The organism is Bacillus sp. TCT6 (assembly GCF_056033845.1).
Genome location: NZ_JBVYHX010000001.1, coordinates 3,806,600 through 3,823,374, shown reverse-complemented (window position 1 = coordinate 3,823,374; position 16,775 = coordinate 3,806,600). Strand labels below are relative to the sequence as shown.

At 36.1% G+C, this 16,775-nt stretch carries 17 protein-coding genes and 1 other annotated feature; of the genes, 12 read left to right on the top strand and 5 right to left on the bottom strand.

Annotated elements, in window-relative coordinates:
- The first annotated feature begins 18 nt into the window (after positions 1-18).
- Positions 19-897: an L-serine ammonia-lyase, iron-sulfur-dependent, subunit alpha gene (gene sdaAA, locus AC0ONG_RS19405; protein ID WP_000489454.1), complete on the top strand. Its 879-nt coding sequence runs from the start codon at positions 19-21 to the stop codon at positions 895-897.
- 46 nt (positions 898-943) lie between these two features.
- Here the strand turns inward: sdaAA and proI are convergent, their stop codons facing one another.
- The gene (proI, locus tag AC0ONG_RS19400; RefSeq protein WP_000027254.1) at positions 944-1,783 is read right to left on the bottom strand and encodes a pyrroline-5-carboxylate reductase ProI; all 840 of its coding nucleotides are present in this window, start codon (positions 1,781-1,783) and stop codon (positions 944-946) included.
- Between the two features lie 165 nt (positions 1,784-1,948).
- On the opposite strand from proI, the gene AC0ONG_RS19395 reads away from it, so the two are divergent.
- Positions 1,949-2,902 carry an MBL fold metallo-hydrolase gene (locus tag AC0ONG_RS19395; protein ID WP_000125124.1) on the top strand — a complete coding sequence of 318 codons (954 nt, stop codon included), beginning with the start codon at positions 1,949-1,951 and terminating at the stop codon, positions 2,900-2,902.
- A gap of 9 nt (positions 2,903-2,911) precedes the next feature.
- Complete coding sequence (locus AC0ONG_RS19390) at positions 2,912-3,706, top strand: SDR family NAD(P)-dependent oxidoreductase (protein WP_000147794.1); 795 nt, start codon at positions 2,912-2,914, stop codon at positions 3,704-3,706.
- Positions 3,707-3,735: 29 nt separating this feature from the next.
- Here AC0ONG_RS19390 and AC0ONG_RS19385 read toward each other — a convergent pair whose 3' ends face one another.
- Positions 3,736-3,924, bottom strand: a complete 189-nt coding sequence (locus AC0ONG_RS19385) for a YqzH family protein (RefSeq protein ID WP_001003222.1) — start codon at positions 3,922-3,924, stop codon at positions 3,736-3,738.
- Positions 3,925-4,148: 224 nt separating this feature from the next.
- On the opposite strand from AC0ONG_RS19385, the gene argC reads away from it, so the two are divergent.
- The 7 genes from argC (at position 4,149) to AC0ONG_RS19350 (ending at position 10,291) form a co-directional block, all read left to right on the top strand.
- Positions 4,149-5,186 (top strand): N-acetyl-gamma-glutamyl-phosphate reductase, encoded by a 1,038-nt coding sequence (gene argC, locus AC0ONG_RS19380; RefSeq protein WP_474203715.1) that lies wholly within the window; start codon positions 4,149-4,151, stop codon positions 5,184-5,186.
- A gap of 10 nt (positions 5,187-5,196) precedes the next feature.
- Entirely contained in the window at positions 5,197-6,420 is a 1,224-nt protein-coding gene (gene argJ / locus AC0ONG_RS19375; protein WP_000598383.1) for a bifunctional glutamate N-acetyltransferase/amino-acid acetyltransferase ArgJ, read from the top strand.
- A gap of 11 nt (positions 6,421-6,431) precedes the next feature.
- Complete coding sequence (gene argB / locus AC0ONG_RS19370; RefSeq protein ID WP_001286792.1) at positions 6,432-7,199, top strand: acetylglutamate kinase; 768 nt, start codon at positions 6,432-6,434, stop codon at positions 7,197-7,199.
- A complete protein-coding gene (locus tag AC0ONG_RS19365) occupies positions 7,196-8,356 on the top strand; it encodes an acetylornithine transaminase (RefSeq protein ID WP_000200545.1) in 1,161 nt (386 codons plus the stop codon). The genes argB and AC0ONG_RS19365 overlap by 4 nt, the downstream gene beginning before the upstream one ends.
- 12 nt (positions 8,357-8,368) lie before the next feature.
- Positions 8,369-9,319, top strand: a complete 951-nt coding sequence (gene argF, locus AC0ONG_RS19360; protein ID WP_000108860.1) for an ornithine carbamoyltransferase — start codon at positions 8,369-8,371, stop codon at positions 9,317-9,319.
- A gap of 138 nt (positions 9,320-9,457) precedes the next feature.
- Positions 9,458-10,018, top strand: coding sequence for a DUF2062 domain-containing protein (locus AC0ONG_RS19355; protein ID WP_003279874.1), 561 nt, complete (start codon positions 9,458-9,460; stop codon positions 10,016-10,018).
- 57 nt (positions 10,019-10,075) lie between these two features.
- Positions 10,076-10,291, top strand: a complete 216-nt coding sequence (locus AC0ONG_RS19350; protein ID WP_000291956.1) for a hypothetical protein — start codon at positions 10,076-10,078, stop codon at positions 10,289-10,291.
- 24 nt (positions 10,292-10,315) lie between these two features.
- On the opposite strand, the gene AC0ONG_RS19345 is transcribed toward AC0ONG_RS19350, so the two are convergent.
- Together AC0ONG_RS19345 and AC0ONG_RS19340 are read right to left on the bottom strand one after the other, a co-directional pair.
- Positions 10,316-10,762, bottom strand: coding sequence for a MarR family winged helix-turn-helix transcriptional regulator (locus AC0ONG_RS19345; RefSeq protein WP_000445819.1), 447 nt, complete (start codon positions 10,760-10,762; stop codon positions 10,316-10,318).
- Between the two features lie 72 nt (positions 10,763-10,834).
- The gene (locus AC0ONG_RS19340) at positions 10,835-11,605 is read right to left on the bottom strand and encodes a GDSL-type esterase/lipase family protein (protein WP_000755844.1); all 771 of its coding nucleotides are present in this window, start codon (positions 11,603-11,605) and stop codon (positions 10,835-10,837) included.
- A 365-nt stretch (positions 11,606-11,970) separates the two neighbouring features.
- On the opposite strand from AC0ONG_RS19340, the gene cpdB reads away from it, so the two are divergent.
- Positions 11,971-14,292 carry a bifunctional 2',3'-cyclic-nucleotide 2'-phosphodiesterase/3'-nucleotidase gene (cpdB, locus tag AC0ONG_RS19335; protein WP_000748669.1) on the top strand — a complete coding sequence of 774 codons (2,322 nt, stop codon included), beginning with the start codon at positions 11,971-11,973 and terminating at the stop codon, positions 14,290-14,292.
- A gap of 48 nt (positions 14,293-14,340) precedes the next feature.
- Here the strand turns inward: cpdB and nhaC are convergent, their stop codons facing one another.
- Positions 14,341-15,714: a Na+/H+ antiporter NhaC gene (gene nhaC, locus AC0ONG_RS19330; protein WP_000253732.1), complete on the bottom strand. Its 1,374-nt coding sequence runs from the start codon at positions 15,712-15,714 to the stop codon at positions 14,341-14,343.
- Positions 15,715-15,992: 278 nt separating this feature from the next.
- Positions 15,993-16,213 (bottom strand) — a binding site (T-box leader).
- Between the two features lie 141 nt (positions 16,214-16,354).
- Between nhaC and AC0ONG_RS19325 the strand changes: the two genes are divergently transcribed.
- Positions 16,355-16,711: a hypothetical protein gene (locus AC0ONG_RS19325; RefSeq protein ID WP_000726908.1), complete on the top strand. Its 357-nt coding sequence runs from the start codon at positions 16,355-16,357 to the stop codon at positions 16,709-16,711.
- The last annotated feature ends 64 nt before the right edge of the window (positions 16,712-16,775 follow it).

Sequence of the window (16,775 nt, the reverse complement as noted above, 5' to 3'; positions counted from 1 at the left end):
TTGCAGGGGGGACACACCATGTTTCGGAACGCAGCGGAACTAGTGGCGCAAGCTAAAGAACAAAATGTAAAAATCGCAGAAATTATGATTCAATGTGAAATGGAAACAAGACGTATTTCACGTGAAGAAGTAATTGCTGGTATGGAAAAGAACTTAGTCGTGATGGAACAAGCAGTAGAACGTGGTATTCGCGGCGTGAAATCACCAACTGGTTTAACTGGTGGAGATGCTGTAAAAGTTCAAGCGTATATGAAGAGTGGAAAAGGCTTATCTGGAGATACGATTTTGGATGCAGTAAGCAAAGCTGTTGCAACAAATGAAGTAAACGCAGCGATGGGAATTATTTGTGCAACACCAACAGCAGGGTCTGCTGGAACAGTGCCAGGTGTACTATTTGCACTAAGAGAAAAATTGCAGCCTACACGTGAAGAAATGATTGAGTTCTTATTTACAGCAGGAGCTTTCGGTATGGTTGTTGCGAATAATGCTTGTATTTCTGGTGCGGCAGGAGGATGCCAAGCTGAAGTTGGTTCAGCAAGTGGAATGGCGGCTGCAGCTGCAGTTGAGATGGCTGGTGGAACACAAGATCAAGCAGCTACAGCGATGGCAATTTCATTAAAGAACATGCTTGGTTTAGTGTGCGATCCTGTTGCAGGACTTGTAGAAGTGCCTTGTGTAAAACGTAATGCAGCAGGAGCTGCGAATGCGATGATTTCAGCAGATTTAGCATTAGCTGGTGTAACGAGTACAATTCCATGTGATGAAGTAATTGAGGCAATGTTTAGAATTGGACAAACGATGCCAGTAGCACTTCGTGAAACAGCAGAAGGTGGACTTGCAGCAACGCCGACTGGTCGTCGCCTGCAAGAAGAGATTTTTGGGAAGAACAATAACTAAGTGTAAAAATAGAAAAAGGAGCTCAAGTTTATTTGAGCTCCTTTTTCTATTTTTCTTTTGTTAGTTGTTCTAATGTTTTTCCAAGATTATGTGATCGTTCCGTTGCCTGTGTAATACAAGAAATAAGTGCTTGTTGAAATTCATGTTCTTGTAATACTTCAATACCTGCTTCGGTAGTTCCACCAGGAGAAGTAATTTCCTTTCGCAAAATAGAAGGGTGCTTGTCACTTGCTTTTAGCATTTCAGCAGCACCAATCATCGTTTGAAGAATAAGTGATTTTGCAACATCTTCTTTTAAACCAATTTTTTTTGCAGCTTCTTCCATAGCTTCCACTACGTAATAAATATAAGCAGGTCCACTTCCGGATAATGCAGTGACAGCATGCATATCATCTTCCTCTACAACAGAGACGAGACCGATCGTTTCAAATAAAGATGTTGCAGTGCGAATATGTTCCGCTGTTGCATGTTTTGAAGGGGAGATAGCGGTAGCTGATTTTAGAATGGCTGCGGATGTATTTGGCATTGCACGAATAATTGGAACGTCTTTTTGAAGTAGTTTTCTAATTGAGTGAGTAGAAACACCTGCTAGTAATGAAATAATAAGCACGTTATTATTTATGTATTCTTTAAAAGGGGTAAGCGCCTCTGCAACATCCTTTGGTTTCATTGCTAGAAAAAGAATATTTGCATCAGTAAGTAATTCTTTTTTATTATGAGTACCTTTGACACCGTATTTTTTATGTAGCTCTTGTAATCTCGTCTCGTTAGAACGATTACTTACAGTAATTTGTTCACCTTTAACAACATTTGCATGTAACAAGCCACCAATAATAGCTTCAGCAATAGAGCCTGCACCGAGAAAGGAAATGTTTTGAATAGACATGATGTTCCTCCTTTAATTTTGGTTAGAAATTCTTATAAATGTACATACATTCGTTTTCTTATAGGAAACACCTCTTTTTATCTGAAAATAATGACAAATATATATAGAAGTTGTAAACTGAAGAAGTATTCATTTTTGAACCGGAAAGAGACAGGGGGGCTAAGCATGACGGCGATTCACCGAATGGAGATTCCTGTACCATTTGCAGTGGAAACTGTGAATGTGTTTTTAGTTGAGGGGGAGACATTAACATTAATTGATACAGGGACGAATACAGAAGAGGCAAGGAATGCGTTAGAAAGTCAATTAGGTGCATTAGGATATACGATAGAAGATATTGAAACAGTAGTCATTACGCATCATCATGCAGATCATTGTGGACTTTTAAATATATTTTCTGAGAAGACGAATATTATTGGACATCCTTGGAATGAGCCTTGGATCACACAAAATCCAGAATTTTTAAAGCGGTATCATGAATTTTTTAGAGAGACGGCCTTACAGTTTGGTGTGCCAGCAGCATTTTTGAAAGACGAGTCGTTATTGACGACGAGGACACTTAAATATTCTTGTAATAGATCGTTAACGCATACTGTGAGAGAAGGAGATCGTATTAATTCTTTGCCTGGATTTACAGTGCTTGAAACACCAGGCCATGCTTCTACTCATATTTCTTTATATAGAGAATCTGATGGAATATTAATTGGTGGAGATGCTCTCATTAGTCATATTTCTTCGAATCCAATACTAGAACCACCATATGAAGGGCAAACAGAACGGGCACGCCCATTACTACAATATAATCAAACATTACAGCGTTTAAGCGAAATGAATATTTCACGCATTTTATCAGGGCATGGGGAAGATGTTCTAAATGTGAAACAACTTATTGAAACGAGATTACAAAAGCAAGAAACACGTGCTTTTAAAGTGCTTGAGTTATTAAAGGAAAAACCAATGACAGCATTTGAAGTATGTGTAAAACTATTTCCGGTATTATATAAAGAACAATTACCACTTACTATTTCAGAAACGGTTGGACAATTGGACTATTTAGCATATAATCAACAAGTGATGATTGATGAGTCATCGCAACAATTGATTTATTATGCAAAGTAGGTGACAGCAATGACAGGACGTTTACAAAATAAAGTAATCGTCATTACAGGTGCTTCTAGTGGGATTGGTGAGCAAGTTGCAATGCAAGTTGCAGCACAGGGAGCGACTCCAGTATTAATGGCTCGAACAGAAGAGAAACTACAAGCGTTAGTAGACAAAATTAAAGAAACTTATAATACGCCTTGCTATTATTATGTATTAGATGTAAGTGAAGAGATGGAAGTACAGTCTGTTTTTTCAAAGGTATTACAAGAAGTGGGACGTATTGATATATTAGTAAACAATGCGGGATTTGGTATTTTTAAAACGTTTGAAGATGCGTCAATGGGTGAAGTAAAAGATATGTTCCAAGTAAATGTATTTGGATTAGTAGCATGTACGAAAGCGGTACTACCTTATATGGTAAACAAGAATGAAGGACATATTATTAATATTGCTTCACTTGCTGGAAAAATTGCAACTCCGAAATCGAGTGCTTATGCAGCAACGAAACATGCCGTATTAGGATTTACGAATAGTTTACGCATGGAATTAGCGAATACAGATATTTATGTTACAGCAATTAATCCAGGTCCGATAGATACAAACTTTTTTGAAATAGCGGATCAATCTGGTACATATGTAAAGAATATGGGACGTTACATGTTAAAACCAACATACGTAGCAGAACAAATCGTAAAGTCGATGCACACGAAAAAACGTGAAGTAAACTTACCGAAGTGGATGGGCATTGGTCCGAAACTTTATGCTTTATTCCCAGGTTTATTTGAGCGTGTTGCAGGTAAATCATTAAGTAAAAAATAGGAGATTTCCATATGGAAATCTCCTATTTTTTATTGTTTTCCAGTTACATAATCATAAACAATATCCTCAATTTCCTCGTATAAATCAATTTCAATATTTGAATGAGTCACCGTTTGAATATGTTTCACTAGCATTTCCTGATCTTCTTTTGATATTGGACTGCATTGATATTGTTGAAAACTTTTTATAATCATTTTCTCAATTAATTTTTCGTTCATATTTTTCCCCGCCTGTATGTACGTATGTATTGTTTTATTGTACTTGAAGTGAAATAAAAAAACTACTATGCACTATTTTTGTATAAAAATTCGGTTGAGTATATTATTTTTCTAATAAAATTAAGTTTTTTTAGATTTAAAAATTTATAAATATTTAATTGACTCTATAAATATACAATATTATAATCATACTTAATTTAAAGAATCGATATGAGGAGGAACTTATGAAAGTCGCAATTATTGGAGCCACTGGATATGGGGGCATTGAGTTAATTCGTTTATTAGAACAACATCCATATTTTTCGATAGCATCTCTCCATTCTTTTTCACAAGTTGGTGAGTGTATAACAAATGTATATCCTCATCTTCGAAATGTCCTTTTTCATACGTTACAAGAAATTGATGTGGAGACGATAGGAAAAGAAGCAGAAATCGTATTTCTAGCAACCCCAGCAGGAGTATCGGCGGAGTTAACTCCTAAGTTATTAGCAGAAGGTTTAAAAGTAATTGACCTATCTGGAGACTTTCGTATGATAGATCCTTCGTCATATGAACTGTGGTATAAAAGGCCAGCAGCGAAAGAAGAAATTCTTAGAAAAGCAGTGTATGGGTTAAGTGAATGGAAAAGGACTGGGATTCAAAAGGCAAATTTAATTGCAAACCCAGGATGTTTTGCTACAGCCACATTGCTAGCGATAGCGCCGTTAGTACGTAGCGGCATGATTGAAGAAGATTCGATTATTATTGATGCGAAATCAGGGGTATCAGGAGCAGGTAAAACACCAACAACAATGACTCACTTTCCTGAGCTATATGATAACTTGCACATTTATAAAGTGAATGAGCATCAGCACGTTCCAGAGATTGAGCAAATGCTTACAGAATGGAATAGTGAATCACAGCCAATTACATTTAGCACACATTTAATACCGATATCACGAGGAATCATGATTACACTTTATGCAAAAGTAAAACAAAAGATGGAAATAAAGCAACTTCAAAAATTGTATGAAGAAACGTATGAACAATCGCCTTTCATCCGAATTTGTACGCAAGGGAAATTTCCAAGTCCAAAAGAAGTGAGAGGCTCAAATTATTGTGATATTGGCATAGCTTACGATGAAAGAGCTGAAAGAGTTACGGTCGTTTCTGTTATAGACAATATGATGAAAGGCGCGGCTGGGCAAGCGATTCAAAATGCAAACATAATAGCGGGACTAGAAGAGACAACAGGTTTACAACATATACCGCTTTATGTATAAGGGGGACATGGTGATTAAAGTAGCGTCTATTACAAAATTAGAAAATGGTTCAATTGTAACGCCGAAAGGCTTTTCGGCAATTGGTACTGCAAATGGTTTAAAAAAGGAGAAAAAGGATTTAGGTGCCATCGTTTGTGATGTACCAGCATCATGTGCCGCTGTGTATACAACGAATCAAATACAAGCAGCTCCTTTGCAAGTAACGAAGGATAGTATAACGGCAGAAGGGAAGTTACAAGCAATTATCGTTAATAGTGGAAATGCAAATGCTTGTACTGGAATGAAAGGATTACAAGACGCATACGAGATGCGCGCATTAGGGGCGGAACATTTTGGGATGAAAGAAAATTACGTTGCAGTAGCTTCAACAGGTGTAATTGGTGTTCCACTGCCGATGGATATAATCCGAAAGGGAGTTGCAACTCTTATACCGACGAAGGAAGAAAGTGAAGCATATTGTTTTTCTGAAGCAATTTTAACGACGGATCTTATAATGAAAGAAACTTGCTATGAAATGATTATTGATGGGAAGAAAGTGGCGATTGCGGGTGTTGCAAAAGGTTCAGGGATGATTCATCCGAATATGGCAACGATGCTTAGTTTTATTACGACAGATGCTCATATAGAGCATGACGTATTGCAAACAGCGTTATCCGAAATTACGAATCATACATTTAATCAAATTACGGTAGATGGAGATACTTCTACGAATGATATGGTCATCGTTATGGCAAGTGGATTATCAGAAACAAGGCCGATAAATATGGAACATACAGATTGGGAAACTTTCGTATGTGCTTTACAGCAAGTATGTGAAGATTTAGCGAAAAAAATTGCGCAAGATGGTGAAGGAGCTACGAAGTTAATAGAAGTAAATGTGCTAGGAGCTCAAACGAATGAAGAGGCAAAAAAAATTGCAAAGCAAATAGTCGGTTCGAGTCTTGTGAAAACAGCAATACATGGTGAAGACCCAAACTGGGGGCGAATTATTAGCAGTATTGGACAAAGTGAAGTAGCTATTCATCCGAACACAATTGACATTACTCTTCAATCTATATCGGTATTAAAAAATAGTGAGCCTCAAATATTTTCTGAAGAAGAAATGAAAGAGAGATTACAAGAAGATGAAATAGTCATTAATGTGTACTTACACTTAGGTGAAGAGACAGGATCAGCTTGGGGCTGTGACTTAAGCTATGAATATGTGAAAATAAATGCTTGTTATCGTACATAAGGAGAGAGAAGATGAGCGATTATATTGTAGTGAAATGCGGCGGTAGTATGTTGAATCAATTAAATGCTGTGTTTTTTGATTGTATAAAGAAATTGCAACAGAAGTATAAAGTGGTGATTGTTCATGGTGGTGGGCCAGAAATTGATGCCAAATTAAAAGATTGTAACATCAACGTAGAAAAAAGAGATGGATTACGCGTAACACCAAAAGAAGTTATGGATGTTGTTCAAATGGTGCTATGCGGAAGTACGAATAAAAAACTCGTAATGAATTTACAAAAGCATAATTTACTTGCTGTAGGTTGTTCAGGGTGTGACGGTAATTTACTTCAAGTTCAACCTGTCAGCGAGGAGATAGGATATGTGGGAGAAGTAAGTTATGTAGAAACAGCCTTATTAAAAGGATTAATAAATATGGGGTATATTCCTGTTATTGCTCCAATCGGGGTAAATGGTAATGAAATTTATAACATAAATGCGGACAATGCTGCAGCTGGGATTGCGGCCGCGTTAGGGGCAAAAGAGCTGATTTTTATTACGGATGTAGATGGAATATTACATGAAGGGAATTTGGTAAAGGAAACGGATGAATCTGAAATTGCAACTTTTATAGAAACAGGTGTTATTACAGGTGGGATGATTCCGAAAGTACAGGCGGCACTAGCATCATTAAAAATGGGAGTGCAAAAGATAAGTATTGTGAATGGTACAAAAGATTTTACTGAGGTTACGGGAGAGTGTATTGGAACGACGGTAACGAAAGGTGTGAGTATTGCATGACGAGTCATCTTTTTCAAACGTATGGCAGAAGAACTATTGAGTTTGTAAAGGGAACTGGAACGAAAGTTATTGATAATAAAGGTAAGCAATATTTAGATTTTACATCAGGAATTGGCGTATGTAATTTAGGACATTGTCACCCTACTGTTCTCAAAGGTGTACAAGAGCAACTTGATGATATATGGCATATATCTAACCTGTTTACAAACAGCTTACAAGAAGAAGTTGCGTCATTATTAACAGAAAATAGAGCATTAGATTATGTGTTTTTCTGTAATAGTGGGGCAGAGGCAAATGAAGCGGCTTTAAAGTTAGCACGTAAGCATACTGGAAAATCTCTCGTCGTAACATGCCAGCAGTCTTTTCACGGTAGAACATTTGGAACGATGAGTGCAACAGGCCAAGATAAGGTAAAAGAAGGATTTGGTCCATTACTTCCATCTTTTTTACATATCCCTTTTAACGATATTAAAGCATTAGAGGAAGTAATGAATGAAGAAGTTGCGGCGGTAATGGTAGAAGTAGTTCAAGGAGAGGGAGGAGTAATACCTGCTGATCTATCTTTTTTGAAAGAGATTGAAACATTATGTAATAAGTTCGGTTCCTTATTTATTATAGACGAAGTACAAACGGGGATAGGAAGAACTGGAACACTATTCGCTTATGAACAAGTGCGAATAGAGCCTGATATCGTTACCGTTGCAAAAGCACTTGGGAATGGGATTCCTGTCGGAGCAATGATTGGCCGGAAAGAGCTCGGAACGTCGTTTACTGCAGGATCACACGGTTCAACTTTTGGCGGGAATTACATCGCGATGGCTGCAGCGAAAGAAGTATTGCAAGTAAGTAAAAGACCATTGTTTTTAAAAGAAGTACAAGAAAAAGGCGAGTATGTATTAGAGAAGTTGCAAGAGGAATTACAGCATGTCGAATGTATTCAAAATATACGTGGTAAGGGGCTTATGATTGGGATTGAGTGTAAGCATGAAGTTGCAAGTTTTATAGAACAACTAGAAAACGAAGGACTTCTCGTATTACAAGCAGGCCCTAATGTTATAAGACTATTACCGCCACTCATTGTCACGAATGAAGAGTTAGAACAGGCAGTATATATAATAAAAAAAGTAGTTTGTACAAAAAACGTATCAATCATATAAGGGGGAAGTTTCATGTCAACTGTACAAGTACCGAAATTAAATACGAAAGATCTTTTAACACTAGAAGAATTAACGAAAGAAGAAATTATTTCTTTAATTGAGTTCGCTATATATTTAAAAAAGAATAAGCAAGAGCCTTTATTACAAGGCAAAATATTAGGGCTTATTTTTGATAAGCATTCAACTCGTACTCGTGTATCTTTTGAAGCGGGAATGGTACAACTCGGGGGACATGGTATGTTTTTAAGTGGGAAAGAGATGCAAATGGGAAGAGGAGAAACCGTTTCAGATACTGCGAAAGTATTATCGCAGTATATTGACGGGATCATGATACGTACATTCTCACACGCGGATGTAGAAGAGCTTGCAAAAGAATCGAGTATTCCTGTTATTAATGGATTAACGGATGACCATCATCCTTGTCAAGCATTGGCAGACCTCATGACGATATATGAAGAAACAAATACATTTAAAGGAATAAAATTAGCTTACGTAGGTGACGGAAATAATGTATGTCATTCATTGTTGTTAGCTAGTGCAAAAGTTGGAATGCATATGACTGTTGCAACGCCTATAGGGTATGAACCGAATGAGGAGATTGTAAAAAAAGCGTTAGCGATTGCCAAGGAAACAGGAGCTGAAATTGAAGTTTTGCATGATCCTGAATTAGCGGTGAATGAAGCAGATTTCATTTATACTGACGTTTGGATGAGCATGGGGCAAGAGGGCGAAGAAGAGAAATATTCTTTATTTCAACCTTACCAAATCAATAACGAACTTGTTAAGCATGCGAAACAAACATATCGTTTCTTACACTGTTTACCTGCCCATCGTGAAGAAGAAGTAACAGGCGAAATTATAGATGGACCACAGTCTATCGTATTTGAGCAAGCTGGTAATCGATTGCATGCTCAAAAAGCGTTATTAGTGAGTTTATTTAGAAATGTAGAAGAGCCTTCCTAAAAGGGAGGTTTTTTTATATTAAAATGTCGGATGTATATTTGGTTAACCATTTCGATATCATTTATAATAAAAGAGAAAACTAAATTTGTTTTTCAGAGTGTGTAAGGACATACTACATATAAAAATATAGTTAAAGAGATGATGAGGGTGAAAACAACTAAGAAAACATATTCGTTTTTTCAGCGGATGTGGAGAATATTAAAGTTTCAATATTATAAGTTGCTTCGATCGCCAGAAGGCGCAAAGAAAGTATCGTTAGGGTTTGCTATAGGATTCGGCTTAGAAATGTTAGTCATTTATACGGCATCGCTCGTATATGTAATATTTTATCCAATCGTCAGGTTAGCAAAGGGATCTTTCCCTGCGGCAGTTATTGGCAATATTATTGGGAAAATATCGTTTCTCCCAGTATTTTTATTTCCGCTTGCGTATGCGCTAGGAAAAATGATTTATCCATTCCATGTACAGAAAATTCATCATGAACCATTTACGGTATCGGACTTGTTTTCAAGTCACATTTTTACGATATTAAAGAGCTTATTACAAAGTGAAGTGTATGTATTAATTGGAATGACGATTTTAGGAGTTGTGTTTGGTCTCATTTCGTATTTCGTTGTGCATTATTTATACGAAAAGAACCGTAAGTTACGCTTGAAGAAAAGGAAGAAACGAGTGAGAGAACCACTTGTACAATTATAAACAATGTCACATCCATTTTCTCCTTTGAATATGTTTAAGAAAAAGGAGGAGAGGATAATGTATTATTATTACGTACCTCAAGTATATCCATATGTAAATTATTATCCGGTTTATGATACGAGTAGACAATACGAATTATATCGGCAACAACAATTACAGCAATTATCACAAATACCACAATTACCACAACAACAGCCTACACAGGAAAAAAAACCATATTTAACAACATGGCCATATTCCAATGTGTACTATGGTAACTATTACGAATCATAAAGCTGCTTCTATTTAGAAGCAGCTTTATACGTTTGTTTTCAAAATTAAATTTTGAATGGTTTGAAGAGAATGAATGAGCTTTTCGCGCTCTTCCTCAGATAATGTTTGGAAATTTTCTTTTAGTTTGTCTAAAATGAATTGCTGATACTGATTTACTAATAATTTCCCTTCAGCTGTTAGGGAAATTAAAATGACCCGTCGATCTTTTTCGCTATAATGACGCTCTATTAGTTCTTCTTGAATAAGTTTGTTTAATAGAGGTGTCATGTTAGGCCGTGAAATCGCTAGCCGCTTGCCGATTTCGGAAACTGCTAATGTGCCGTTTTCATGCAAAAGCAGTAATACTTGTGTATGTGATGGCGGCATATGTCTTTGAGAAGAAAATTCTCCAGGAAGCATAAATTTGCGATAAAAAAGAGGCACTAGCGAAAGAAGATGATCAACAATACGTTCCCACTCGCGTGATTCCATATAAAGGCCCCCTTCCACTATCATTGTAACAAAAAAGACATGTTATAAAAATAGAATTGTTTCATGGGAATTTTAATATTTGTAGGCCAATACTTTTTTTGTAAATGAATCGGCAATAATCGTATAGCCTTTATCATTTGGGTGTACTTGGTCAAAGAGCAATTCTTTTTTATCATTCGATATTAATTTACGAATTGGCAAAACGATAGATGGTTGATTCACTTTTGCAATGGAATAAACGGATTCATTCCAGCCGTCTAAAAACATATCTGCATAACTTGCGATGGAGTCATCGAGTTGTAACGGGTTATAGAGTTCAGAAAGAATGAGTAAAGCATCCGGATTTTGATCTCGGACTGTCTTTACAATATTTTTTACATCCGCTTCAAAATGAGCTTTTTCTTTATTTAACATTTTAATACCGTCTATAACACCGACATCACGATTTAAGCGAAATAAATTATTTCCCCCAATATTAATTGTAATGATATTTGCTGCTCTAATTTTTTGCTTTACATCTTCTGATTGAACTTTTTTAGCGAGACGATCTGTTGTAAGACCGTTTATCCCAAGGTTTTCTACAGTAATTGGTTTATGAATTTGTGCTTCTATTTGTTTAGAGGCTAATTCAGCAAATCCACCTTGTGTTGATCCATATCCTTTGGCGAGCGAATCACCTAGTACGAGATGATAAAAGGAATCGTTTGTTTGCTTATCAATCCAACTTGGAGTAGATGTTTTTTCTTCGGGTTCATTTTGTTTTGTCTCGTCGTTCTTTTCAAAATAAGAATAAGAAATGATCAGAAGGAGGAGACAAACAATTGTTAAGATGACTTTTTTCATAAATTCATCCTCCTTGTAATTGGTAATTGTATCATATTCAGCAGTATTAGCAATGTAAGGGCATATTATATGTTTATGAAAAGTTTATAATAACTTTACAGAAAATTTGTTGAAGTTTGTCAAAAAATATTGACGATAGGAAAGAACTTTATATATGATAATGTCAGATAAGGTGAAATTTTAATTAGTGGGAGCTTTATTTCCTATTAATTGTTAGTCTTCATCAATCGAGCGTTTAAGGGGACTACTCGTTAGCGCAGGGTGAAATGAAAATTGTGTCTCTAATAGAAGAAAAAAGGTATGTGGTTAGAGACAGATAGGGATTCATTTCATTATTTCTGGTAATTGTATAAGGGGGATTTTTTGTGAAAAAGTCAAAAAAAATGCTAGCTGGAGCAACTCTTGCGATTGGTGTAATGGCACCGCAAGTAATGCCAGCAACAGCTCATGCAGATGAGAACACTGGGGAGAGTACAGTTAACTTACGAATTCTAGAAACATCAGATATTCACGTTAACTTAATGAATTACGATTATTATCAAACGAAAACAGATAATAAAGTAGGTCTTGTACAAACGGCAACACTCGTTAATAAAGCACGTGAAGAAGTGAAAAACTCTGTCCTATTTGATGATGGGGATGCATTACAAGGGACACCGCTTGGGGATTACGTAGCGAATAAAATAAAAGATCCGAAGAATCGTGTGGATCCTAGTTATACACATCCATTATATCGTGTAATGAATTTAATGAAGTATGACGTCATCTCTCTTGGGAATCATGAATTTAACTACGGTTTAGATTATTTAAAGGAAGTGACTAGTAAAACAAAAATTCCGGTTATTAACTCGAATGTCTACAGAGATGACCATGATGGTAATGATGAGAATGACGAGCATTACTTTGATAGACCATATCATATTTTAGAGAAAGAAGTAGTGGATGAAGCAGGCCAAAAACAAATAGTGAAAATTGGTGTAATGGGATTTGTTCCACCACAAATTATGAATTGGGATAAAGCGAATTTAGAAGGACAAGTTAAAGCGAAAGATATAGTTGAAACAGCGAAGAAAATGGTACCAAAAATGAAAGCAGAAGGTGCAGATGTTATCGTTGCACTAGCTCATTCCGGTGTTGATAAAAGTGGATACAACGTTGGTATGGAAAACGCGTCGTATTATTTAACAGAGGTTCCTGGCGTAAATGCAGTATTAATGGGACATTCACATACTGAAGTGAAGGATGTATTTAATGGTGTTCCAGTTGTAATGCCGGGTGTTTTTGGTAGTAACTTAGGTATTATTGATATGCAATTGAAGAAGGTAAATGGAAAATGGGAAGTGCAAAAAGATCAGTCTAAGCCGCAACTTCGTCCGATTGCTGATAGTAAAGGTAATCCATTAGTAGAATCTGATCAAAAATTAGTTAATGAAATTAAAGATGAACATGAAAAGACAATCGAATATGTAAATACACATGTAGGTGAAACGAAAGCACCAATTAATAGTTATTTTTCATTAGTACAAGATGATCCTTCCGTACAAATTGTGACAAATGCGCAAAAATGGTATGTAGAACAAGAACTTAAAAAACCAGAATACGAAAAGATTAAAGATATTCCAGTTTTATCTGCAGGAGCACCATTTAAAGCAGGTGGCCGAAACGGTGCGACATATTATACTGATATTCCAGCTGGAACGTTAGCAATTAAAAACGTTGCAGATTTATACGTGTATCCAAATACGTTATATGCTGTAAAAGTAAATGGGGCACAAGTGAAAGAATGGCTTGAAATGTCTGCAGGTCAGTTTAATCAAATTGATCCAAAGAAAACAGAAGAACAGCCGTTAGTAAATATAGGCTATCCTACATATAACTTCGATATTTTAGATGGCTTAAAATACGAAATTGATGTAACACAACCGGCGAAATACGATAAAGATGGAAAAGTTGTAAATGCAAATGCTAATCGTATTGTAAATATGACATATGAAGGTAAGCTAGTAGCTGACAAGCAAGAGTTCATCGTCGCTACAAATAACTATCGTGGAAGTAGCCAAACGTTCCCAGGTGTAAGTGAAGGGGAAGTTGTATACCAATCACAAGATGAAACACGTCAAATCATTGTGAAGTATATGCAAAAAATAAAAAATATTGATCCAGCAGCTGATCAAAATTGGACGTTTAAACCGATTGTTGCAGATAAATTAAATACAACATTTGATTCTTCACCAAATGCACAAAAGTATATAAAGAAAGATGGGAACATATCATATGTTGGACCATCTGAAAATGAATTTGCTAAATATGCAATTGATATAACGAAGAAGAATGATGATAAAGAAACTGGTGGAGAAAACCCAACAATACCACCAAAAGGTGATGGAGAAAACCCAACAACACCACCAAAAGGTGATGGAGAAAACCCAACACCACCAACAGAAGAAGGTAATAATGGTAATGAACCAAAGCAAGATGGAAATAATACCGGATCTGGACAAACTACAACAGATGATCAAAATACAAAAGAAACAACAACAACTGTAAGTGAAAATAAAGAAGCTGAAAAAGATGAACGTGATTTACCGAAAACAGGTGCAAGTATTGCTTCTACAATTGGAGCTGGTCTTGCGTTTGTTGGAGCGGGATTACTTATGTTATTTAGAAGAAAGAAAGCGAATAGATAGTCGAGAAATATAAAAAGGATTACCGATTTGGTAATCCTTTTTGTTATATTATGAAACTGGTACTGCTTTTTCTTTTTTCCATGAAAGACCGAATCCAGTAAAGCCGACGATAATGGTTACGACTGGACACGCTAAACAGAAGATTGCGTATGGCAGGTAATCGAATGTTGGAACGCTAAGAACGTTTGTTAAGAATACGCCACTGACACCCCATGGTACGAGTGGATTAATTACTGTACCAGCATCTTCTAATACTCGTGATAAATTACGACGCTCTAAACCGACTTCATCGTATTTATTAGCAAATGCTTGTCCTGTTAAAACGATGGATAAGTACTGCTCACCGAGTAAGAAGTTTACACCAATTGCAGTTGAAGCAGTAGAAATAATTAAGCGTGTGCTATTTTTTACGAAGCTAGAGATAATATTCATCAGCTGCGCTATAATGCCCATTCCTTGTAATAATCCTCCCATACAAAGAGCTAGGAAAATAAGAGCGATTGACATCATCATACTTTGCAGACCACCGCGAGATAATAAGCTATCAATATCTTTAATACCAGTTTTAGAAACGTATCCGTCTTGCATAATTTTCATTAAATCCGCTAAAGAAGTGCTAGGTTTAAAAATAAAGAGAATAATAATCCCTACCACAATTCCTGCAAGTAATGTTGGAACTGCGGGTACCTTTTTAAATGCGAATAGGAACAGTAATAAAATGGGAATCAGCGTAACGATAGAAATCGTTGCATTTTTTTCTAGTGTGTTGATAAATGCTGAGAAATCAACGTTTCCACCAGATCCGCTTCCTAAAATGAAAAATGCGATAAAAGCAATAATGAAAGCTGGTACTGTTGTCCAAAGCATGTTACGAATATGTTCAAATAAATCTACACCCGTTACAGCAGGCGCTAAGTTTGTTGTATCAGATAAAGGAGACATTTTATCTCCAAAGAATGCACCAGAAATAATTGCACCAGCAATAAGAGCTGGATCGTATCCAAGGGCAGTACCCATTCCCATAAAGGCAAGTCCTACAGTTGCAGCAGTTGTAAATGCACTACCGATACTCGTTCCAACAATTGCACAAACAACAAAAACAGTTGGAACGAAAATTTTTGGAGATACAAGTTGGAAGCCGTATACCATTAAAGTCGGAATAGTTCCAGCTGCGATCCAAACGCTAATTAATACGCCTACAAGTAAGAAAATAAATATAGATGGAATACCAGCTGAAATACTACTAATCATCCCTTTCTCCATAGTAGACCAAGAGATTTTCTTCAGGAATCCAAATGCTAATAAAAGAACGATACCAAATAAAATTGGGATGTGTGGTGAAACTTCTAATTGAATAACACTAAAACCAATACAGAAAAAGATAAAAATTGTTAAAAGAACAGACTCAATTTTTGAAACCATTGTTTTCCCCTCCTAAGTAATGTGAAATAGCTCTTTTTTATATAAAATTCGCCAATATTGTATATTTCCTTCTAAATTTTAGAATTTTGTGACAAATTACCGGTAATTGTTGGTTCTTCTATATGATGCGGAAATGATTGGATAAAAAAACGTCCCTGCATATAATTATGCAGGGACGAAGAAATCGCGGTACCACCCTAGCTTGTGAAATGAATGTATCACAAAATAAAGGGTCATATGATATGCGCTTATAAAATAAAAAACGCCCCTGCAATATATGCAGGGACGAAAAATTCGCGGTACCACCCTAAATTGTGAAACAGTGTCGTTTCACCACTCTTTAGACATAACGGTCTATAACCGTCTTTCACTACTCCTCACGTTTCGTAAAAGAAGCTCCAGGGGGTAATTCATAATTCGCTCTGTACTGGTTCGCACCGACCACCAGCTCTCTGAAATCAGAAATCGAAATACTACTAAATCCTATCATCGCCGATTCATATGATGTTAGTTAAATTTTTATCACATTTTCATCTTAAATGTCAATAAAAATATTAAATGTTTTTTTAGGGAAATAAAGGAGAATTGTTTTAAAGCTCTAATTTTGTACGTTATAATGAATTTGAAAGGGGAGGAAAGAGTGAAGAAAAAAATAATTCTTTTTACCACCTTACTAGTCGTTGGCGGAAGTGCTGGAATTTACACAGCTTTTGCGGCTGAATCAGAGCAGTTGAAACAAAAACAAATACAACAGTCAGAAGTGAAGAAAGTAAAAGAAATAGAAGAGAAGAAATCAATGGAAAAAGCAGCAGAGAAACTAGGAGTTTCTACTGAGGGGAAAACAAAAGAAGAGGTTACGAAAGAAGTAAATACCGCTAGGTTTGAGAAGCGTCATGATTTATTAATTGAGCACGCTAAACAACTTGGAATTGATACAGAGGGAAAAAAAGATGAAGAAATTATTTTAGAAATTGGAAAGATACAGCATGGAAAGTAGAACAACTTATCGTATGATAAGTTGTTCTTTTTTAAGAACTATTTGATTTTAAAATAATTGACAG